The 21,674-nt window shown below is 35.0% G+C and carries 24 protein-coding genes and 1 other annotated feature; of the genes, 19 read left to right on the top strand and 5 right to left on the bottom strand.

Annotation, left to right across the window (positions count from 1 at the left end; all coding sequences use genetic code 11):
- From ACFVQC_RS01785 to srtB, 10 genes are all read left to right on the top strand, one after another.
- Positions 1-726 (top strand): Smr/MutS family protein (locus ACFVQC_RS01785; protein ID WP_377897296.1); only part of this gene is annotated, 726 nt, incomplete at its 5' end.
- Between the two features lie 196 nt (positions 727-922).
- Complete coding sequence (locus tag ACFVQC_RS01790; RefSeq protein WP_377897297.1) at positions 923-1,612, top strand: 23S rRNA pseudouridine(2604) synthase RluF; 690 nt, start codon at positions 923-925, stop codon at positions 1,610-1,612.
- Positions 1,613-1,718: 106 nt separating this feature from the next.
- Positions 1,719-1,970, top strand: a binding site (T-box leader).
- A gap of 118 nt (positions 1,971-2,088) precedes the next feature.
- Positions 2,089-3,414 carry a branched-chain amino acid transport system II carrier protein BrnQ6 gene (gene brnQ6 / locus ACFVQC_RS01795; protein WP_377891938.1) on the top strand — a complete coding sequence of 442 codons (1,326 nt, stop codon included), beginning with the start codon at positions 2,089-2,091 and terminating at the stop codon, positions 3,412-3,414.
- 488 nt (positions 3,415-3,902) lie between these two features.
- A complete protein-coding gene (gene isdC, locus ACFVQC_RS01800) occupies positions 3,903-4,613 on the top strand; it encodes a heme uptake protein IsdC (protein ID WP_377897299.1) in 711 nt (236 codons plus the stop codon).
- 23 nt (positions 4,614-4,636) lie between these two features.
- Positions 4,637-5,095 (top strand): NEAT domain-containing protein, encoded by a 459-nt coding sequence (locus ACFVQC_RS01805; RefSeq protein ID WP_377897300.1) that lies wholly within the window; start codon positions 4,637-4,639, stop codon positions 5,093-5,095.
- Between the two features lie 32 nt (positions 5,096-5,127).
- The gene (locus ACFVQC_RS01810; protein WP_377897301.1) at positions 5,128-8,331 is read left to right on the top strand and encodes an NEAT domain-containing protein; all 3,204 of its coding nucleotides are present in this window, start codon (positions 5,128-5,130) and stop codon (positions 8,329-8,331) included.
- Between the two features lie 69 nt (positions 8,332-8,400).
- On the top strand, positions 8,401-9,282 hold the full coding sequence (gene isdE / locus ACFVQC_RS01815) for a heme ABC transporter substrate-binding protein IsdE (RefSeq protein ID WP_078179641.1): 882 nt from the start codon (positions 8,401-8,403) through the stop codon (positions 9,280-9,282).
- A gap of 27 nt (positions 9,283-9,309) precedes the next feature.
- Positions 9,310-10,293, top strand: a complete 984-nt coding sequence (locus ACFVQC_RS01820) for a FecCD family ABC transporter permease (protein ID WP_377891950.1) — start codon at positions 9,310-9,312, stop codon at positions 10,291-10,293.
- A complete protein-coding gene (locus tag ACFVQC_RS01825) occupies positions 10,283-11,053 on the top strand; it encodes an ABC transporter ATP-binding protein (protein WP_377897303.1) in 771 nt (256 codons plus the stop codon). The genes ACFVQC_RS01820 and ACFVQC_RS01825 overlap by 11 nt, the downstream gene beginning before the upstream one ends.
- A gap of 43 nt (positions 11,054-11,096) precedes the next feature.
- The gene (gene srtB / locus ACFVQC_RS01830) at positions 11,097-11,861 is read left to right on the top strand and encodes a class B sortase (protein ID WP_377897304.1); all 765 of its coding nucleotides are present in this window, start codon (positions 11,097-11,099) and stop codon (positions 11,859-11,861) included.
- A 72-nt stretch (positions 11,862-11,933) separates the two neighbouring features.
- On the opposite strand, the gene isdG is transcribed toward srtB, so the two are convergent.
- Complete coding sequence (gene isdG / locus ACFVQC_RS01835; RefSeq protein ID WP_002112144.1) at positions 11,934-12,257, bottom strand: heme oxygenase; 324 nt, start codon at positions 12,255-12,257, stop codon at positions 11,934-11,936.
- A gap of 250 nt (positions 12,258-12,507) precedes the next feature.
- On the opposite strand from isdG, the gene ACFVQC_RS01840 reads away from it, so the two are divergent.
- A complete protein-coding gene (locus ACFVQC_RS01840; RefSeq protein ID WP_377897306.1) occupies positions 12,508-13,707 on the top strand; it encodes a class I SAM-dependent rRNA methyltransferase in 1,200 nt (399 codons plus the stop codon).
- A gap of 39 nt (positions 13,708-13,746) precedes the next feature.
- Here the strand turns inward: ACFVQC_RS01840 and ACFVQC_RS01845 are convergent, their stop codons facing one another.
- Positions 13,747-13,941: a YwbE family protein gene (locus tag ACFVQC_RS01845; protein WP_377891963.1), complete on the bottom strand. Its 195-nt coding sequence runs from the start codon at positions 13,939-13,941 to the stop codon at positions 13,747-13,749.
- Entirely contained in the window at positions 13,942-14,115 is a 174-nt protein-coding gene (locus ACFVQC_RS01850) for a hypothetical protein (protein ID WP_002015431.1), read from the bottom strand.
- A gap of 169 nt (positions 14,116-14,284) precedes the next feature.
- Here ACFVQC_RS01850 and ACFVQC_RS01855 point away from each other — a divergent pair, with 169 nt between their 5' ends.
- From ACFVQC_RS01855 to ACFVQC_RS01885, 7 genes are all read left to right on the top strand, one after another.
- Positions 14,285-14,977, top strand: a complete 693-nt coding sequence (locus ACFVQC_RS01855; RefSeq protein WP_377897307.1) for a response regulator transcription factor — start codon at positions 14,285-14,287, stop codon at positions 14,975-14,977.
- A gap of 1 nt (position 14,978) precedes the next feature.
- Positions 14,979-15,914 (top strand): HAMP domain-containing histidine kinase, encoded by a 936-nt coding sequence (locus tag ACFVQC_RS01860; RefSeq protein WP_377897309.1) that lies wholly within the window; start codon positions 14,979-14,981, stop codon positions 15,912-15,914.
- A 125-nt stretch (positions 15,915-16,039) separates the two neighbouring features.
- Complete coding sequence (locus ACFVQC_RS01865; RefSeq protein WP_377891971.1) at positions 16,040-16,963, top strand: ABC transporter ATP-binding protein; 924 nt, start codon at positions 16,040-16,042, stop codon at positions 16,961-16,963.
- 56 nt (positions 16,964-17,019) lie between these two features.
- On the top strand, positions 17,020-17,178 hold the full coding sequence (locus ACFVQC_RS01870; protein WP_198285202.1) for a hypothetical protein: 159 nt from the start codon (positions 17,020-17,022) through the stop codon (positions 17,176-17,178).
- Between the two features lie 34 nt (positions 17,179-17,212).
- A complete protein-coding gene (locus ACFVQC_RS01875; protein WP_377891974.1) occupies positions 17,213-17,917 on the top strand; it encodes an ABC transporter permease in 705 nt (234 codons plus the stop codon).
- A 34-nt stretch (positions 17,918-17,951) separates the two neighbouring features.
- Complete coding sequence (locus tag ACFVQC_RS01880) at positions 17,952-18,824, top strand: DUF4097 family beta strand repeat-containing protein (RefSeq protein ID WP_377891976.1); 873 nt, start codon at positions 17,952-17,954, stop codon at positions 18,822-18,824.
- Positions 18,825-18,848: 24 nt separating this feature from the next.
- Entirely contained in the window at positions 18,849-19,544 is a 696-nt protein-coding gene (locus ACFVQC_RS01885; protein WP_377891979.1) for an ABC transporter permease, read from the top strand.
- Positions 19,545-19,607: 63 nt separating this feature from the next.
- Here ACFVQC_RS01885 and ACFVQC_RS01890 read toward each other — a convergent pair whose 3' ends face one another.
- Together ACFVQC_RS01890 and ACFVQC_RS01895 are read right to left on the bottom strand one after the other, a co-directional pair.
- On the bottom strand, positions 19,608-19,940 hold the full coding sequence (locus tag ACFVQC_RS01890) for a YfjL-like protein (RefSeq protein WP_002145483.1): 333 nt from the start codon (positions 19,938-19,940) through the stop codon (positions 19,608-19,610).
- Positions 19,941-20,079: 139 nt separating this feature from the next.
- Positions 20,080-20,583, bottom strand: coding sequence for a DinB family protein (locus tag ACFVQC_RS01895; protein WP_377891990.1), 504 nt, complete (start codon positions 20,581-20,583; stop codon positions 20,080-20,082).
- Positions 20,584-21,091: 508 nt separating this feature from the next.
- Here ACFVQC_RS01895 and ACFVQC_RS01900 point away from each other — a divergent pair.
- Positions 21,092-21,674 (top strand): collagen-like domain-containing protein (locus ACFVQC_RS01900; RefSeq protein ID WP_483861774.1); only part of this gene is annotated, 583 nt, incomplete at its 3' end.

Below are 21,674 nucleotides of genomic sequence, written 5' to 3' on the forward strand. Positions count from 1 at the left end.
CAATCTGAAAAACTTCATCGCGAATTACAACGTCAAATTATTGAATTTAACGATGAGCGCGATGAAAAATTATTAAAAGCGCAAAAAGAAGGGGAACAAAAAGTCGAAGCTGCGAAGAAAGAAGCAGAAGGCATTATTCATGAACTTCGTCAATTGCGTAAAGCACAGCTTGTAAATGTGAAGGACCATGAGCTTATTGAAGCGAAGAGCCGTCTAGAAGGCGCAGCGCCAGAGCTTGTGAAGAAACAAAAAGTAAACGTGAAAAACACAGCGCCGAAACAGCAATTACGTGCAGGTGATGAAGTAAAAGTATTAACGTTCGGTCAAAAAGGTCAATTGCTTGAAAAAGTAAGTGATACAGAGTGGAGCGTACAAATTGGTATTCTGAAGATGAAAGTGAAAGAATCCAATATGGAATACATTAATACACCGAAGCAAACAGAGAAAAAAGCAGTCGCAAGTGTGAAGGGTAGAGATTATCACGTATCGTTAGAGCTTGATCTTCGCGGCGAACGTTATGAAGATGCAATGATGCGCGTTGAAAAATATTTAGACGATGCACAGCTTGCGAGCTATCCTCGCGTATCGATTATTCACGGTAAAGGTACGGGAGCGCTTCGCCAAGGTGTACAAGATTACTTGAAGAAACATCGCGGCGTGAAAAACTACCGCTACGGTGACATGGGCGAGGGAGGCCTAGGCGTAACAGTCGTCGAATTAAAATAGCAAACAACCAAACAAAAGGGGAAACCATTATATGTTTATGGACAAACTTGCAAAAGTATTGTTAGCTTGTTGCGGAATATTTTTGGTGATTGGGGTTATTTATTTAGTTGTTTTTGCGAAGTGAAGGAGCGTCAATCTTGGCATAATGATATTGCCATGGATTGACGCTTTTAATCTATAAGAAAAGGAATAAAACATGAAAATCAACCAATACATAAGCGAAGCAAAGTCCTGCTCAAGGCGCGAAACAGACCGTCTCATTAAAGCAGGACGCGTGGCTATTAACGGTGAAATATGTACGCACGGTGCAATCGTGGGCGATGGTGATGTTGTAACGATTGATGGACAGATTATTGCAAAGAAAGAGAAAGAAAAGGTGTATATTGCCTTTCATAAACCAGTTGGAATTACTTGTACAGCAGCTGATCATATTGAAGATAATATTATTGATTATATCAATTACCCAGAGCGAATCTTTCCTGTTGGACGATTAGATAAAGCGTCGGAAGGACTTATTCTATTAACGAATGACGGCACGATTGCGAATCAAATTTTACACGGAGATCATGAGCACGAGAAAGAATATGTTGTTACTGTCGATAAGCCGTTTACAGACTGGTTTATTAATGAGATGTCCAGCGGTGTAAAGATTAAAGGTGGAATGACGAAGCCATGTAAAGTGACGAGAGTCGATCAATCTACATTTCGCATCGTCTTAACGCAAGGAATGAATAGGCAAATTCGTAGAATGAGTCGTGCTTTCGGGTTTACTGTAACAAAGCTAAAGCGAGTGCGCATTATGAATATAGAGCTAAATGAGCTTGAAGCTGGAAAATGGCGAGACATTACAGCTGAGGAATTAGAAATATTAACAGGGCAGTTATAGGGAGGAAAGTTTTCTCCCTATATTTTTTGTCAGAAAAAATAAAACTATTGATTTTTTAAAAAATAGCCCATATAATAAAAAACAACAAGTTTCGACAAGATATTTTATAAAAGTAATGATGAGGACATGAGTTGTTTTTGACGATTCTCAGAGAGGGAAGCCTTAGGCTGTGAGCTTCCTAATACGGAAAGACAAACTTACCACCTCTAAACTTCAAGAGTGAACTGCATGATGCATTGTAATTCTTGGCGGATGAAACCGTTATCAATTTACACGAGCTATAGAATGAGCTTATTTCGTTATAAATTCATTTTATTAGAATAAGGGTGGAACCACGATTTCAACACTCGTCCCTTTGTTAGGGACGGGTGTTTTTTGCGTTCTTTTACGGGGAAGTATGCTTGAAAGAGGATATGTGACGGATTTTAATTCAGAATATTTTGTTAATCAAACAATTAATTAGGGGGTTAGTAGAAATGAAATCATCTTTAAAGTTTTCTGAGATGTTTGCAATAAGTTTAATGTTATTTGCACTATTTTTCGGTGCAGGTAATATGATTTTCCCACCAGCATTAGGACAAGGTGCTGGAACAGATGTATGGATCGCGTTATTTGGCTTTATCGTAACAGGTGTAGGACTGCCTTTATTAGGGGTTATTGTTATAGCTCTAAAGGGAGATATTAATGAATTAGCAGGACGTGTACATCCTGTATTCGCGCTAATTTTCATTACTGCAATTTATTTATGTTTAGGCGTATTCGTAAGTGTTCCACGTACAGGAACAGTTGCTTACGAAATGAGTGTTGCACCGTTTTTACCAAGTGAAATAGCTGGTCAATCATATCCACTTGTTATCTTTACACTTATTTACTTTGCAGTAACTTTCTATTTAGCTTTAAACCCATCGAAATTAGTGGGACGCATCGGTAAAGTGTTAACTCCAATTTTGTTAGGTGTTATTGCAATTATTGTAGGTAAAGCACTTATTACACCAATTGGAGAATTTGGTGCACCGACAGAAGCATATAGTGCCCCGCTCTTTAAAGGTTTTATTGATGGATATTTAACTTTAGATGGATTAGCAGCACTTGTTTTCGGAAATGTTGTCATTAATGCTTTAAAAGCAAAAGGTATTACAAATAAGAATAGCATTGCGAAAGTAACGATCTTTGCAGGATTCATTGCAGCACTTGGTTTACTTCTTGTTTATTTAGCACTTGCTTACCTTGGAGCTTCTAGTGTTTCACTTGGAATGGGAGCAAACGGAGGAATTATTTTAACAAACGTCGTGAATCATTTATTTGGTAGCTACGGAACATTATTACTAGGTATCGCAATTACAGCAGCATGTTTAACAACTTCTGTAGGTATTGTTGCAGCTTGTGGGGAATATTTCTCTTCGTTATTACCAAAGCTTTCTTATCAAAAAGTCATTTTCATTTTCTGTGTATTAGCATTTATGGTAGCAAATCTTGGTTTAACACAGTTAAACGCATTAGCATTACCAATTTTAATTGCAATTTATCCAATTGGTATCGTACTTATCGTATTATCACTCGTTGAAAATTACGTTCGTCTTCCATTAGCAATGTATGTAGGCGGTATTGTAGGAGCATTTGCAATTAGCTTCTTTGATGGATTGCACAATGCGAATCTGCAAATTGCAGCATTAGCACCTATTCTAGATAAGCTTCCATTATATAGTGTAGGGATTGGCTGGTTAGTTCCAGGTATGATCGGTATAGGAATTGGTTATATAGTTTCTAAGTTTCAAAAGCAAGAGATTGTTGTAGAAAAATAGAGAAAAGAGGCTTTCTATGAAAGAAAGTCTCTTTTTTTGTAGGGAAAGCCGCATATAGAGAAATTTAGATATTAAAAATTTTATACATAATATAGTTGACAAAAAAATTAGCATTAGGCTAAGATTGACTTAGTCGTGGAAATGTTGGAAGGGAAGTGACGGGGGCAAGGGAAGAGGTTTTCTATGACTATATCATTTTTGAAGAAGGGGTGATGGAACAGTAGAATAGGTAGTTTATTTTTTTTGTAGCCTGTTGAGAATGATAATCAGTAAAGTGATTAAATTATTTTAGATTGCTTTTTATAGGGAATATTGAGGGATATTATATTTTTTGACCTCTAGTGAGAATGATAATCAACGATACTTATATTACATAAAGTAATGACAATTAAATAAAGGTAGAAGAGATTATTTTTTTCTTATAAATTGAGAATAATTATCATTTTCAAATTATAAAACGAAAGATAAACAAGGAGGAAGTAAGCAAAATGAGAAAGTTTTCAGTATTATCCGCATTTATTATAACGTTAGTATGTATGCTAGCTTTTCTCGTAATGCCATCTGGACAAGCTTCAGCAAAATTAGCTGGCGGTACTTACGATATTAACTACGTTATCAAAAAGGCGGAAGATGATTCAGCTTCAATGGCAAATGATTATTTTGAAAAACCAGCTAAGTTAATTGTGAAAAATGGTGAGATGAGAGTACAAGTTCCAATGAATCATAGTGCTTGGATTACAGAATTTAAAGCACCAGAGAATGGTAATTTCGTTGATTCAAAAGTAATTAGCAAAGACGAAGCGGCAGATAAAAGAACGGTTGAATTTAAAGTTGATGATTTATCTAAACCGTTAGGAGTAAAAATTCATGTTGTTGTACCAAGTGCAAACTACGACCATCATTACACAGTTCGCTTTGCATTTGATGCGAATGTAAAAGCTGTAGGTGGCGATAAAGGTGTAGCTGGTGTAACAAAAACTGATGATCAAACTAAAAAAGATGGCCAAGTAAAAGAAGAGAAAAAGAAAGAAGAGAGCAAAGCAACAAATAAAGATGCAAATAAAGGAACAAATGAAAGTGGAAAGGCTGAAAAAACAGATAACCCAAAAACAGGTGATGATGCTCGCATTGGATTATTTGCAGCGTTAGTTTTAATCTCAGGTATTTTCTTAGTTCGTAAAGTGAAGTTAAGTAAATAAATCTTTGGAAGGGCGATGAATATATGTTTAAACAATTTAAAATGATTATTGCCGTATTTGCTGTCTTATTTACGTTTATAGCAACACTAGGTTTACAAGATGCAAAAGCTGCTACACAACTAGCTGATGGAAAATATAATATTGCTTTTACTGTGTGGAAAGGCGATAAAGATGAATCATCTAGAATGAATAGTTATTTTGAAAGCCCAGCAAAATTAACCGTTAAGAATGGAAAACAATATGTTTCATTTAAAGTAAAAGATAGCGCTTCTATTAAAAGCTTCCAAGTAGAAAAAGATGGTCAATTCGTAGAAACAACTGTGTTAAGTGAAAATAAAAAAGAGAATACTAGAGTCGTAGAATTTGAAGTTGATGACTTGTCAAAAAAAATAAATGGCAAGGTGAAAATTAATATCCCAATTATTAATTATGACGCTTCATATGATATTCGCTTTGTATTTGATGGGAACAGTGTTAAATAATTAAAAAATTCTTAAAAAGGAGCGTTATCTCATTGAACAGGTATCTTAAGATTGTTTTTGCAATGTTTTTAACAATATTCACATTCGTATCAACGCTACAACCACTTGCAGTTCAAGCTGCTACAACTTTAGCTGACGGGGAATATTCAATAGGTTTCAAAGTTTTGAAAGATACATCAGATGAAGAATCAATGATGAATCAATATTCTGTAAGCCCGGGGACTTTGAAAGTGAAGGATGGGAAAAAGAAAGTATCCTTTACGTTAACGCATAGCTCATGGATTACGAAGTTTGAAACAGAAAAAGGTAGTCAATTCGTTGATGTAAATGTAGTTAGTGAAGATAAAGAGAGCGATACAAGAGTAGTAGAATTTGATGTGGAAGATTTAGAGAAAATATTAAATGCGAAAGTGAAAGTTGATATTGATGCTTTTAATTATCATCATTACTATGATATTCGTATTTCATTCGACCAAAATAGCATTACACCAATTCATGTAGAAAAACCAGATGAAAAAGAGGACCCAGCTAATAAGCCAGATCCAAATGAAAATCCGGATCCAAGTCAGAAGCCCGACCAAAAGCCTGACTCAGATCAACAACCAAATTCTAACACAATTAAAGATGGTGCGTACAGCATTCCATTTAAAGTATTAAAAGATCAAACGGATGAAGAATCTAAGATGAATACTTACATGGAAAATCCAGGGGTATTGAAAGTAGAAAATGGTAAGAAAAAAGCAATTGTAACGCTAAAAAGTAGCTCATTAATTAAAAATTTCCAAACGGAAAAAAATGGTGCATTTGTTGATGCAAAAGTAGTAAGTGAAGATAAAGAAAAAGATACAAGAGTAGTAGAATTTGAAGTAGCTGATTTATCAAAAAAACTAAACACAAAAGTATTTATTGAGATGGCATCAAGAAACTACAAGCAAACTCATGACGTACAACTTGTATTTGAACAAGACAAGCTTGAACAAGTTAAAAATGAAGAGAAACAACCGGATGAAGATAAAAAGCCGGATGCTGAAATAATTAAAGATGGTGCGTACAGCATTCCATTTAAAGTGTTAAAAAATCAAACGGATGAAGAATCCAAAATGAATACTTATATGGAAAATCCAGGGGTATTGAAAGTAGAAAATGGTAAGAAAAAAGCAATTGTAACGCTAAAAAGTAGCTCATTAATTAAAAATTTCCAAACGGAAAAAAATGGTGCATTTGTTGATGCAAAAGTAGTGAGTGAAGATAAAGAAAAAGATACAAGAGTAGTAGAATTTGAAGTAGCAGATTTATCAAAAAAACTAAATACAAAAGTATTTATTGAAGTGGCATCGCAAGGTTACAAGCAAACTCATGACGTACAGCTTGTATTTGAGCAAGATAAACTTGAACAAGTTAAAAATGAAGAGAAACAACCGGATGAAGATAAAAAGCCGGAAGTAGAGAAACCGGATGGAAATAAGAAACCAGATGCTGAAACAATTAAAGATGGCGAATACAGCATCAATTTTAAAACATTAAAAGATCAAACAGACGAACTTTCAATGATGAACACATATACGAAAAGTCCAGGTATGTTAAAAGTAAAAGATGGTAAGAAATATGTATCATTTACATTAACGAATAGTGCATGGATTACAAAGTTTGAGTTTGAAAAGAATAGTTCGTTTGTCGATGCGAAAGTATTAGGTACAAATAAAGAGCAAGATACAAGAGTAGTGGAAGTAGAAGTAGACGACTTATCGAAAAAGTTAAATGCAAAAGTGAAAGTTGATATTGATGCGATGAATTACCATCATTTCTACGATATTCAATTTGCATTTGATAAAGATAGCATTAAGCCGTTAGATAACCAAGGTGGAAACGACAACCAAGGTGGAAACGACAACCAAGGTGGAAACGACAACCAAGGTGGAAATGACAACCAAGGCGGAAACAATAACCAAGGTGGAAACGACAACCAAGGCGGAAACAATAACCAAGGTGGAAACGACAACCAAGGTGGAAACAACAACCAAGGCGGAAACAATAACCAAGGTGGAAACGACAACCAAGACAATAACACAACAATTGATCCAAATGCTCTTAAAGACGGTGAATACAGTATCGGTTTTAAAGTGCTAAAAGATAAAACAGACGAAATTTCAATGATGAACACATATACGAAGAGTCCAGGCGTATTAAAAGTGAAAGATGGTAAGAAATATGTATCCTTCACAGTAACGAATAGCTCATGGATTACAAAGTTTGAGTTTGAAAAGAATAGTTCGTTTGTCGATGCGAAAGTATTAGGTACAAATAAAGAGCAAGATACAAGAGTAGTGGAAGTAGAAGTAGACGACTTATCGAAAAAGTTAAATGCAAAAGTGAAAGTTGATATTGATGCGATGAATTACCATCATTTCTACGACATTCAATTCGCATTTGATAAAGGTAGTATTAAAGCTTTAGGCAACCAAGGTGGAAACAATAACCAAGGCGGAAACAATAACCAAGGTGGAAACGATAACCAAGGTGGAAATAACAACCAAGACGATAACAATAATCAAGGTGGAAATAATAATCAAAATGGACAGACAATAGTTGATCCGAAAAATTTAAAAGACGGTCAATATGATGTTACTTTTAAAGTGTTAAAAGATAAAACGGATGAGATTTCAATGATGAATCAATACGTTGTAAAGCCAGCAAGATTAACAGTGAAAGATGGCAAAAAATATGTTGCGATGACACTGAAAAATAGTGCATGGATTACGAAGTTCCAAACAGAAAGTGCTGGTGCATTTGTTGATGCAAAAGTAGTGAGTGAAGATAAAAATGCAGATACGAGAGTAGTAGAGTTTGAAATCGATGATTTATTTGCGAAATTAAATGCGAAAACAAAAGTAGATATCGATTCAATGAACTACCATCATTTCTACGACGTGCAAATTCAATTTGATACAAATAATATTGGTGCAGTAGGAACTATTAAAGAGGATCCGAAAAACGATCCGAAGAATGAACCGAAAAATCCAGTGATTACACCGAAAGTAGACAATGTAAAAACAATCAGTAATCCTGATTTTAATCGAAATGCAGACGGTAAGAAGCAAAATGAAAATGTGAAGAATGATGTAAAAAAAGAGAAAAACTCAAAAACAGCAGATACAGCACAGATTGGAATGTATATGTTGTTATTACTAGGATCACTTGCTTTCTTAGTTCGTAAATATAGAGCAGGTAGACTGTAAAATTTGGAGTCTTGATGCATGGTTTCATGCATCAAGACTCGTTTCATATTGTACCGAAAGGAGTGGTGATTGAGAGTGAAGAAAATCACGAGTGTATTCATGGCTATCATTCTTTTATTTAGTATAGCTGGGTGCTCATCACCAAAAAAAGAAACGGCAAAAAAGGTAAAGAGCAGTAGTGAGGAACGTGTTATTGCAACGACAGTTGCTGTGACTGAAATTATGGATGCATTAGAAGTAGATTTAGCAGGTATTCCTACAAGTTCTAAAACTTTGCCAAAGCGCTATAAAGGTTTACCTGAAGTTGGGAATCCGATGAGTCCTGATATGGAGAAAGTAAAATCAATGAAACCATCAGAAGTATTATCTGTTACGACGCTTGAATATGAGTTGAAGCCAGTTTTTAATGAAGCGGGCATTAAGGCAAACTTTTTAAATTTAACGAGTTTAAAAAACATGCAAAATTCAATTACAGATTTGGGTAAAACATATGGGCGTGAGAAACAGGCTGAAGCAGTCGTAACAAAGTTCGATAAAAAAGTTGCAGACATTCAAAAACAAGTGAAAGGGAAGAAAGAACCGACAGTCCTTATTTTACTTGGAGTACCTGGAAGTTATTTAGTTGCGACAGAACACTCCTATATTGGGGATTTAGTAAAACAACTAGGTGGTAAAAATATAGTACAAGGTGAGAAAGTAGAATATTTAGCTTCTAATACAGAGTACTTAAAAAAAGCTGATCCAGATATTATTTTACGTGCAGCGCATGGTATGCCAGATGAAGTTGTGAAAATGTTCGATAAGGAATTTAAAACGAACGACATTTGGAAGCATTTTGCCGCAGTTAAAAATAATAGAGTGTACGATTTAGAAGAGCGCTTATTTGGAACAACGGGGAATTTAGCAGCTATTGAAGCCTTAGATGAATTAAAGAAAATGATGTATCCATGATGCATGTATAGATAAAGGAAGATTGAGATGAATAAAAAAATTTGGAGTTTCTTCATCGTCACAGTATTACTAGTTATTATGACTACTGTATCCGCTGTGAAAGGTAGTTTAGAAATAGGTGTCATTGATCTTTTTCAAGGTATATTTACAGGGACAAATGAAGATGTTGAAGTCATTAAAGATTTACGTTTCCCGCGCATCATTATTGCACTTTTCACTGGAGCGGCGCTTGCTGTTTCTGGTGTGCTTTTCCAAGCAGTTATGAAAAATCCACTTGCGGATGCTGGGGTTATCGGGATATCTTCAGGGGCCAGTTTTATGACGCTTGTTATTATTACGCTATTCCCTCAGTTCTTTTTCTGGACACCACTATTCGCGTTTTTAGGCGGTGCGTTTGCTTGTTATCTCGTTTATGCGTTTTCTTGGAAATCAGGTTTAAGTCCGCTGCGTATCATTTTGATCGGTATAGCGATAAATGCGATGTTTACTGGTTTAAATGAATCTTTCGTTACGATTTGCGGATATTTCATTAAAAGTATTAAGCAGACGACAACATCTAATATAACGATGAAGACATGGGGCGATGTGGAAGTACTTGTTACATATGGATCAATCGGCCTTATACTTGCACTGTTTGTAGGGGCATGGTGTAATTTATTATCTTTACAAGATAAAACGGCTAAAAACCTTGGACTTCATGTGACAAGGGTACGCCTTATTATTTCTGCCATTGCTGTCCTGTTAGCAGCTGTATCAACTGCGATTGCGGGCGTTATCGCTTTCGTTGGATTACTTATCCCGCATATTTCAAGGCAACTGGTTGGATCAGATCATAAAGTACTTATTCCGTTTTCAGCCCTTGCAGGTGCGTTATTAATTTTAACGGCAGACACAATCGGTAGGTTAATCGTACCGCCTAATGAAATTCCAGCGGCAACGATTATGGCAGTTATCGGTGGTCCGTTCTTAATATTCTTGCTTAGAAAGGGTGATCGAGTTCATGGAAATTAAAAATGTAACCTTTTCTTATGATAATGTAACGGATCGTTTAAAGTCTGTTAGTAGTGAGATAGAGGTTGGAAAAATCACAACAATTATTGGTCCAAATGGTTGTGGGAAATCAACATTACTAGGTGTTATGTCGCGAAATCATAATCCCCGTAGTGGAGAAGTAATACTAGATGGGAAAGCTATTAGCCAGTATAAGCCGAAAGAATTTGCTAGAAAGCTAGCGGTCGTTCATCAGCAAAATGAGGCGCCAGCAGATATTACAGTTGAGAAATTGACGAGTTTTGGGCGCATGCCATATAAAAATATTTTTTCTACACAAACGGATGAGGATAGCGAAGCAATCGAAAGAGCATTGACGTGTACGAGACTACAAGATAAGCGTGATAAGCCAATACACGCATTATCTGGTGGAGAAAGGCAACGTGTTTGGATTGCGATGACTTTAGCGCAAAATACGCCCATGCTGTTTTTAGACGAACCAACGACGTATTTAGATATTTACTATCAGCTTGAAATATTAGAGTTAGTGAAAGAGTTAAATGAAGTAGAGGGTTTAACGATTGTTATGGTATTACATGACATTAATCAAGCAATCCGTTATAGCGATCATATTATCGTGATGAAGGATGGAGAAATAGTTATGAAAGGTACGCCACATGATGTTGTAACAGAAGATATGATTAAGAGCATATATGGCGTAGAGGTCGTTGTGAAACACGATGAAGATACAGGATTGTATATGGTACCAATGGGGATTTGACAGGCGGCTAAATCCCTTTGGCAATTCGTTTTGAGGTGATATTTTGAGCAGCAAGAAAGAAAAGAAAAAGAATTCCTTTTTTCAAAGAATACTTACAGTTGTTTTTTTAGGCATCTTTTTCTACTCTGTGTATGAATTAGGCGGGATGTTCATAGATTACTATGAAAATCGCAAAGTAATGGCTGAAGCACAAGATATTTATCAAAGGAGTCCGATGGAAGAAAAATCATCAGATGGAGCAGTACGGGCACAGTTCCAAGCCTTACAAAAAATTAATCCAGAAATAGTTGGTTGGATTACGATGGATGATACGCAAATTAATTATCCGATTGTTCAAGCGAAAGATAATGATTACTATTTGTATCGTAATTATAAAGGCGAGGATATGAGAGCAGGAAGTATCTTCATGGATCATCGTAACGATGTGAAATCTCAAAATCGAAATACGATTCTATACGGACATCGTATGAAAGACGGTTCTATGTTTGGGAGTCTAAAAAAAATGTTAGAAGAAGATTTCTTCATGTCTCATCGCAAATTGTATTACGATACTTTGTTTGAAGGATACGATGTAGAAGTATTTTCAGTATATACAACGACAACTGATTTCTATTATATTGAAACGGATTTTGGAAGCAACGAGGACTATGCATCTTTTCTAGAAAAAATTAAGGAAAGATCACTCTATCAAACAGATACAAAAGTGACAGCGGATGATCAAATTTTAACACTTTCTACATGTGATTATGCACTGGATCCAGAGGCTGGTAGACTAGTCGTGCACGCGAAGTTGGTGAAAAGAAATTGAAAAAAGAAAAGGTATAGAAGTAGAGAAGATATATTACTTCTCATACTTCTATACCAATTATTAAAACCGAAGTTATTGAGCCGCAGCAATTGGCATACGAACAATTTTAACATCATAGAATGAGATTTTATTATCGATAATAAAATCTGGTAATCCACCACGGTGTGAATGCGCATCTTTAAAGGCCGTACTCTTTGTCCAACCTTGGAAATCCTCTTTTGCATTCCAACGAGTGCTAATCGTTACTTCATCATAATCAACTGTATTTTCAGTTAGAAGAACTTCTAGTCCTAAGAAACCAGGCATCGTTTCAACTTTACCTACTTTATTAAAGCGCTCAATTAATTTATGTGCGTCACCCTTCGTAATTTTAGATGTATTTGTAACAATAATCATTTCTTTATTCCTCCTATAAATCTATCATTATTTTCATCGTTTCATATACATTAAATGATAGTGAAAATCATTATCATTGTCAATGGTAATGATAAAATATATAAGTTTTTTTTCGATTAAGCGAGAAGATGAGCTAGTTGTACGAGCAAAGCAATAATATGGTATAGTGAAACGAGACTTTTTTTCAGCCTCGTTTTTTACATTGCTTCCTACTAATTAGAAAGCATTCAAATGGAAAGGAAGACATTACATGCGATCCGAAGTAACTATAAAAATAAAACCGAAATTTATAAAAGAAATTAAAAGTGGATATCCACTTATTTTAAAAGATGCTATTCAAAATTTAAATGATGTACGTGAAGAAGGAACAATCATCAACGTAGTGGATGAGAAGAACCAATTCATCGGAAAAGGCTATTATGGAAAACAAAATAAAGGATATGGATGGATTTTAACGAGAAAAGAGAAGGAGGAAGTGAATCAATCTTTCTTTGAAAGTAAAATCAAATCTGCTTTACATAAACGAAAAGATTTTTATAAATCAAATGATACAACAGCATTCCGTGTGGTAAACGGTGAGGGTGACGGTCTTGGTGGCTTAATTATCGATTATTATGACGGCTATTACGTAATTAGTTGGTATAGTGAAGGGATTTATACTTTCCGTGATGAGATTGTAGCAGCGCTTCAAAAAGTAGCAAACTTCAAAGGGATTTATGAGAAAAAACGTTTTGATACGAAAGGAAAGTACATTGAAGGTGATGATTTCGTAACAGGAGAGCGCGGTGAGTTCCCACTTATCGTAAAAGAAAACGGTGTAAACTTTGCTGTATATTTAAATGACGGGGCGATGGTTGGTGTATTTTTAGATCAACGTAACGTTCGAAAACAAATTCGTGATAAATATGCAAAAGGAAGAACAGTTTTAAATATGTTCTCTTATACTGGAGCTTTCTCTGTATTTGCAGCACTTGGCGGCGCAAGTAAAACAACAAGTATTGACCTTGCAAATCGTAGCTTAAGTAAAACGATCGAGCAGTTTAGTGTAAATGAAATTGATTACGAAGCACAAGATATTATTGTAGAAGATGTATTTCTATATTTCAAATATGCTGCTAAGAAAAAGATGAAATTTGATATGGTTGTACTTGACCCTCCAAGTTTTGCACGCTCAAAAAAATATACGTTCAGTGCGGCGAAAGATTATAAAAACTTATTAAAAGAAACAATTGCGATTACAGAAAATAACGGTATTATCGTTGCTTCTACAAATTGTAGCGCATTCGATATGAAAAAGTTTAATGGCTTTATCGATACAGCATTCAAAGAAATGAACGGTAAATATAAAATATTAGAAGAACATTCTTTACCAGAAGATTTCCGTACAATTGATCAATTTAAAGAAGGGGACTATTTAAAAGTAGTTTTCATCGAGAAAATTAAAGGTTAATAAAGAAAAAGGAGCTCAAGTTTAAATGAGCTCCTTTTCTTATTGAATGATATTTTGGACTCTGCCAACTTGCCCGTCCTGCAATCGTACTTTAATGCCGTGCGGATGAGAGGGTGAGTTAGTTAAAATATCTTTTACAACTCCTCTTGTTAGCTTGCCTGTACGTTGATCTTGTTTTAACACAATATCAACCGCAAGACCTGGCGCGACGTTAGATCGTTTTTGCCCGCTCATTTATACACCTGTACGTCTACGTTGGTTGTTTGTTTTCTTCGTTTGTTGGTTTTGTAATTTTTTCGTTTCTTGACTTTGACTTCCATTATTTGAGCCGTTTCCATTTCCTTGCTTTTTCTTTGCAAGTTGTTCGCGCATTAAATCAGCTAAGCTTACTTTTTTGTTTTCTGACATGATAAGTCTCCTTTATATAAAGTTAATTATGAACAATAGTAGTGAATTTCATCATATCATTGTTAAGGAAGGAAGGGAAGTTGGTTTAAAAATTCATATAATTCTTTCCAGCATTCATTCGTTACGATACAATTAAAATGTTAATGTTTGTAAAAAAGGGGATAGAAATATGTCACATCACATTTTATTAGTTGAAGATGACATCTCAATTCAAGAGATGGTTGAAACATATTTAGTAAAAGAAGGCTTTCAAGTTACAATCGCATCTAACGGAGAAGAAGGAGTTACCGCATTTTTTAAAGGTTCATTTGATTTGATAATTCTCGATATTATGATGCCAAAGTTAGATGGTTTAGAGGTTGTGCGAATCATTCGAGAAAAAAGTGCTGTGCCGATTTTAATGATGTCAGCGAAGGATACAGATGTTGATAAAGCTGTTGGGTTAGGGCTTGGAGCAGATGATTACATTTGTAAGCCATTTTCTATGATTGAATTGGCAGCACGTGTAAAAGCCGCTATTCGAAGGTCTACAAAGTATTCAGCTGTGGAATCAAAAGATGAGGCCATTCAAATTGGTGATTTAATAATTGACCCAATTAATTTTACTGTGGAGAAAAAGGGAAGACAGCTTAAACTTACTTTAAAAGAATTTGAGATTTTAAAGCTATTCGTGAAGAATCAAAATCGTGTTTTTACGAAAGCGCAAATATATACGCTTGTTTGGAATGAAGAATATTATGGTGATGATAACGTTATTAATGTTCATATGAGAAGATTGCGTGAGAAAATTGAAAGTGATCCATCTAATCCGGAATATATTAAAACGTTATGGGGCATCGGCTATAAGTTGGAAGTGATGTAGTATGGTTGTATTTTTAACAGTGGTGATTATTATATTGCTTATCGTTATTTACGTGCAATATAAAATTAGGAAAAATAGTAGTAGGAATTTACGCTATACGTATGAGAAGTTAAATCGAATTGTAAAAGAACAAACTGGTGAGAAGCTATTAATTATGACGGATGATACAGAATTGCAAAAACTATTAGTCGCAATTAATCATCTATTAGATGAAAAGCAGAAAACCAATGCAGATCATGCGAAAGTGGAAATTTCAATGAGAAAAATGCTTTCAAATATTTCACATGATTTAAAAACACCACTAACAGTTATTCTTGGATATACAGAAATGTTAAATAAGGATAAAACGATAAGTAAAGAAGAACAGCAAATATTACTTGAAAAGGTGCATGTGAAAACACTAGAAGTTATGGAACTGATTCATAAGTTTTTTGATTTAGCAAAATTAGAATCTGGTGACAAGGCAATTGAGATAACAAAAGTAAATATGAATGAAGTTTGCCGTGAGAAGATTTTATCTTTCTATGATTTAGTGACGACGAAAGGTTTTCATATCCATATTGATATACCAGAAAGAAATATATATGTACTTGGAAATACAGAAGTATTAGGCAGAGTGTTAAATAATTTAATATCAAATGCGATTACATATGGAGACGATGGAAAGACACTCGGTATGACTTTAAGAGATGATGAAACGAGTGTGTATATAGACGTATGGGATAAAGGAAAAGGAATTGATGAATCTCATATTGATAAAGTGTTTGAGCGTATGTACACACTTGAAGATTCAAGAAATAGATTGTACCAAGGAAGCGGTCTAGGGTTAACGATTACGAAAAGGCTTGTGGAAGCGATGGATGGAGAAATTCATCTTTCTAGTAAGCCGTATGAAAAAACGATTTTTACAGTTGTATTAACAAAGATGCAGTTTTAGCTTGTAGAGAAGTAGATTCTACAAGCTTTTTTTGAACGTAAGGAATTTGTAAGGAAAGGGTAAGAAAAAAGAGATTTCCGTTGTCTATTATAGAAATATAGAGCAGTGCGAAAGGGGAAAGTGACATGACATATATATTAAAAACGAACCAGTTAACGAAAGTGTTTAAAGGGAATGAAGTTATTTCTAGCGTTAACATGCATGTAAAAAAAGGAGAGATTTACGGTTTTTTAGGACCGAACGGTGCTGGTAAAACAACGATTATGAAAATGATTACAAATTTAATAAAACCGACGAGCGGTGATATTGAAATTTTCGGTGAGAAGTTAACAGACACATCTTATGAAGTATTAAAAAGAATGGGGACAATTATTGAATATCCAATCTTTTATGATAAATTAACGGCAAAAGAAAACTTAGAATTACATTGTGAATATATGGGATATTACGATAAAAACGCAATTGACCATGCTTTAAATTTAGTGAAACTGCACGGCATAGACAATAAAAAAGTAAAAGATTTTTCATTAGGAATGAAACAACGACTCGGTATTGCAAGGGCAATCATGACAAAGCCAGAATTACTCATTTTAGATGAACCGATTAACGGTTTAGATCCAATTGGTATTAAAGAGTTACGAGAGTTATTTAAAATGCTCTGCAAAGAATATGGCATTACGTTATTAGTTTCTAGTCATATTTTAGGCGAGATGGAACAAATGGCAGATACAATCGGTGTTATTCAAAATGGAAAACTAATAAAAGAAGTTTCAATGAAGAGTATTAACGGAAAACAAACAGAGTACATTGAAATTACTGTTCCTGATGTGAAACGTGCAGCTTATATTTTAGAAGATAAACTCGGTATAAAAAATTACAAAATAATGAGTGGAAACATGATTCGTGTTTATGAAGTGGCGGCGACGCAGCAGGCAATTTCAAAAGAACTCATTATGAATGATGTAGAAATTGAAAGTATTAATAAAAAACATAGCTCTTTAGAAGAGTATTTCTTAAATGTCATGGATGGAGAGGGAATCCATGCTTAATGGATTGCTACTGCCATTTTGAATGTGAAAAACTATTTCGATAGGGAGTTATGATGATGAATTTATTGGTACTGAATCTAGTAAGTGGATTTATCGTAATGTTCATAAGTGGAATTCTATATTATAGAAAACCAGAACGGAAATGGGTTTTAATTTTACTAGTGATAGGAATATTAAGCGTATTTACAGCCGGAATTAGAATGTTATTAGCATAGAGACAGTTATTTAAGTAATGGAGGCGTGGCTTATATGTTTAAACTAATGAAGCTTGAATGGAAGAAGCATCACTTATCTAGTTATTTTAAAGGCGTAGCCATTTGTATTGTAGCAATTTTTGCAGCGGTTAGCCTTATGGCATGGGGATCTAAAGTGGAGGATGATTTGATGTTCTCTAACTATATGGAGTACATGTCTTTAGCAAATATTTTTATTAGAATTACATTTATTATTTTTAGTGCTGTTATTTTATCACGCCTAGTCATCGATGAATATAAAAATAGAACGATGCAATTATTGTTTACGTACCCATTGCAAAGAAAAATGTTAATGAGAGCTAAGTTAGCAATTGTTTTTGGATTTTGTTTTGTGAGCACGGTTATCGCAACTGTTATTATTAATCTACTCATATTCTTTTTTAATCCAATTATGGGGTTACTTGAAACACCTGTGACAATAGGCCAAATAATTGCTACCATTCCAGCTACTTTTATAAGTGCGGTTATGATATCGGGTATAAGCTTAATTCCTTTATTTTTTGGAATGAGAAAAAAATCAACGCCTACAACGATTACTTCTGCAGTAATAATCGCGATGATAATTAACGGTAATGTTGGTGCTGGAAACGGTCAAGTAAATATGTATGATTTTATAGTTATCCCAATTGTGCTCTGTTTATTAGGAATTTTCATTAGTTATCTATCGTATCGTAAAATCGACAAGATCGATGTGGCGTGAAGCAGGCCTAAAACAACAACAAACTGGGGTATGAATGGTGAAAAAAATAATAGTAAGTGCTATTTTATTGCTTATAATTGCTAGTGTAGTTTTTGGGTTTAAGACATTTCAGGGGAAAGATTTTAAGAAAGAAAAGTCTTTTGAGATAAATAATATAAAAGAAATAGAAGTGGACAATGAAAACTGGGATATTGAATTTAAAAGTACAGACGCTAGCAAAATAGTAATTTCGGCTCAAGGTCAACGAGTAGATAAAGAGATAGATCCTGTCAAAATAGAACATGACGGAAATAAAATTGTGATTAAGCAAAAACAAAAGATGACTAGATTTTTTAATGGTTTTACGTTTAGGAAGAAAAATAGTATATCTATTGCTATTCCGAAGAAAGAAATAGATAAAATTGTATTAAATAATAAATCGGGTGATGTGAAAATAAGCGATATAGTAGTAAAAAGTATCGTGATAAAAGGCAAGTCTGGAGATGAAATGATTGTAGGACTATCGGCAGAGAAGGGTGAGTTCACATCCGAAAGTGGAGATTTAATATTAAAAGATAGTTCATTACAAGAAATAAATATAACTTCTACTACTGGCGATAATTATGTGAAAAATGTAAAAAACGGAAATATGAACATCACTTCAACATCTGGAGAAGTATTACTGAAAGATATGACAGAAGGAAAGTCATTATTTGTAGAAACAAAATCAGGCGATATTGGCGTACGGTATAAAGGTGCTCCGACTTCATTGAAACTTACAGCTAAAAGTAAATCGACTGACATAATGGTGGATTTAAAGGGACTTAAGAAAGATAAAAATACAGAAAAGATAAAAGAAGGAACCATTGGTGATGCAGCAAATAAAGTGAAGATTTTAAGTGAAACAGGGACAATTTATATTGATTAAGCCTAAAAAGGAAGGAGGGCTATAATGCTACGTCTTATGAAGCTAGAGATGAAAAAATTTAAGCTTGGATGGTATGTGAAGGGAGCAATCATTGCGAATATCGCTATACTGGCGCTATTAATCTTTTTTGGTTACGTTGCTCAAATAGAGGGGGACCCAGAAATAAGGGATCCTCAAGTGATTTTGTTGATGGCTAGTGTGTCAGTAAGAGGAACATTTATTATTTTTGGTGGTGTACTAATAGCCAAGTTAATAATTGATGAATATAAAAGTAAAACAATACTACTCATGTTTTCTTATCCTATTAACCGGAAGAAAATGATGATTAGTAAGTTGATCATTACAGCAACATTAACATTTATAACAGTTATTTTATCTAACATTTTAGTAGTAGGAATTTTCTTTGGGATAGATAGTTATTTTTCAATTCTTCTTAATCCATTTACGGTAGATCAATTGATGCAAGAAGGAATAAAACTGGTTCCTTTAGCCATTGCAGCTGCGGGAATGAGTTTAATCCCATTATATTTTGGAATGCGTAAATATTCAGTGCCAACTACAATTGTTTCATCTCTTATCGTTGTATCGGTTGCAATGAATAGCAACCCAATGTTTCCTACAGCAACTTTTCTTCCCCTTCAACTAGCATTGGCAGCAATTGGTATGGCAATTGCTTATTATGGGATTAAAAATATTGAGAGGGAAGATGTCCCAGTATGATAAGAATACGTAAAAAAGAGTTGGCGTTACACCAACTCTTTTTTGTATATGTATGCTTCGTTACTACTTTGTTAATTTGTAGTGTTTACTTAAATACTCCTGCACTCCTGGAGAAATGTTAAAGTTATTAGGACTTTTATATTCGATAGTAAACTCTCCGTCGGTACTTGTTTCAAAGGAGATTGCATAGCTATTCATTTTAGCATCGTAAGAAGTATTTTTGACTTCTGCATCTAGATTAAAGTATTTTGTAATATAATTCTTTGATTCCGTAATTGCTGCTTGTTTTCCCCAAGGGGTACCATAATATGTGAAGTAAATAGATACACCGATAACTCCAATGATTGAAGTTAGTAAAAGAGTTCCCAATGTTATTTTTTTATTCTTTGTATTCAATATGGTTCCCCTTTCCTAATAATATGAATTTATTTTAACGTATTTTCCTCATAAAACAATTATTTAGTAGAAAATAGTTTCACATGAAACAAGTTACAGAAAAAGACAAGGTGAGCAATCACCTTGTCTTTTTCTGTCGTTACATTTTAGGAGCTTCCATTCCAGCTGCAGCCCACTCTTCTTTTGCAGGACCATATACGCCAGGAACTGTTAAGTCAGCTTGTCGCATTAAAACGGTCATTTGCCCGCGGTGGTGATTTTGATGATTAATGAGTGTCATTAAAAATATAGAATTCGGCATAGGACGGCCAAAGAAGTCATTAATAGTTGCTAAATCTTTATCAGTCCATTCGCTTTGAAGTGCTTCAACAAAAGCTGCGTTTACTTTACGATACCCATCTGCAATTGTTTTAGCTGAAGTTGGAACAGGATAATCTTTCGTTTCTCCTTCAAATTTAAGTCCCGTACCAGATAGCATAACTGGAATTGCCGTCACGATATGCCAAGCAACCCTTCCTAACGTCCAATGCCCAGGTGCAATTTCCTGTAATAAAGATTCATCCGTTAGTGCATCGAGCATCTTCTGAGTAGACTCAGCCTCATATACCCATGATTGTAAAAAGCCTTCAATTGTTTGGTACATTGTTATCCCCCCCCTAGTTTTGTTCCTAGATTAAATTCGTGAAGAAAAATGAGGTTCCTTGTAAATAATACAAAAAATAAAAAAGAAGGCTTCTAACAAGAAGTCTCCTTAATTAACTAACTTTTTTCCCACTCTTCCTCATCAACCACAAGAAATAAGGCGCTCCAAGTACAGCAACGTTTAAATTTGCCCTAACGATAAAGATTTGAATAATCGCTGAACCGAGCGCTGAAATTCCGATTCCAATTAAGGCAAGAGCTGTTGGGCTAAATCCTGATTTCCATGAGAAGAAGAGGAAATTCGTTTAATGAGGAAGGCGAAAGTACAAGCGAAAGGAGAGAGAATTGCATGTAATAATTATTAGAATGTTAGGAACGAACCTTTGTCTATAAAAGGTTTGTTTTAGAACGGGTAGTTGATAGTGAAAATAAAACCAAGTTTTTATTAGAAAGATGTTTCTTAATTGTTGGCTGTACTTAAAAGATTGAACACGAAGGAAGGGATCAGCATGTCTTTATGGAGCAATAATTGTGGGTGTAATAATCAAAACGGTGTACATGTTGATTCATGCTGTTTTAGTTGCGATGGGACAGTTCCTAAGTTGGGTCCAACAGGGCCAACAGGAGCAACGGGTCCAACAGGATCGACAGGAATAACGGGAGCAACGGGTCCAACAGGATCGACAGGAATAACGGGAGCAACGGGTCCGACAGGGTCGACAGGAATAACAGGAGCAACGGGTCCAACAGGATCGACAGGAATAACGGGTCCAACGGGGTCGACAGGAATAACGGGAGCAACAGGTCCAACAGGATCGACAGGAATAACGGGAGCAACAGGTCCAACAGGATCGACAGGAATAACGGGAGCAACGGGTCCAACGGGGTCGACAGGGATAACAGGAGCAACGGGTCCGACAGGGTCGACAGGAATAACGGGAGCAACGGGTCCAACAGGATCGATAGGAATAACGGGAGCAACGGGTCCAACGGGGTCGACAGGAATAACAGGAGCAACGGGTCCGACAGGATCGACAGGAATAACAGGAGCAACGGGTCCAACAGGATCGACAGGAATAACAGGAGCAACCG

The organism is Bacillus sp. NPDC057893, from assembly GCF_042796455.1.
Lineage (GTDB): Bacteria > Bacillota > Bacilli > Bacillales > Bacillaceae_G > Bacillus_A.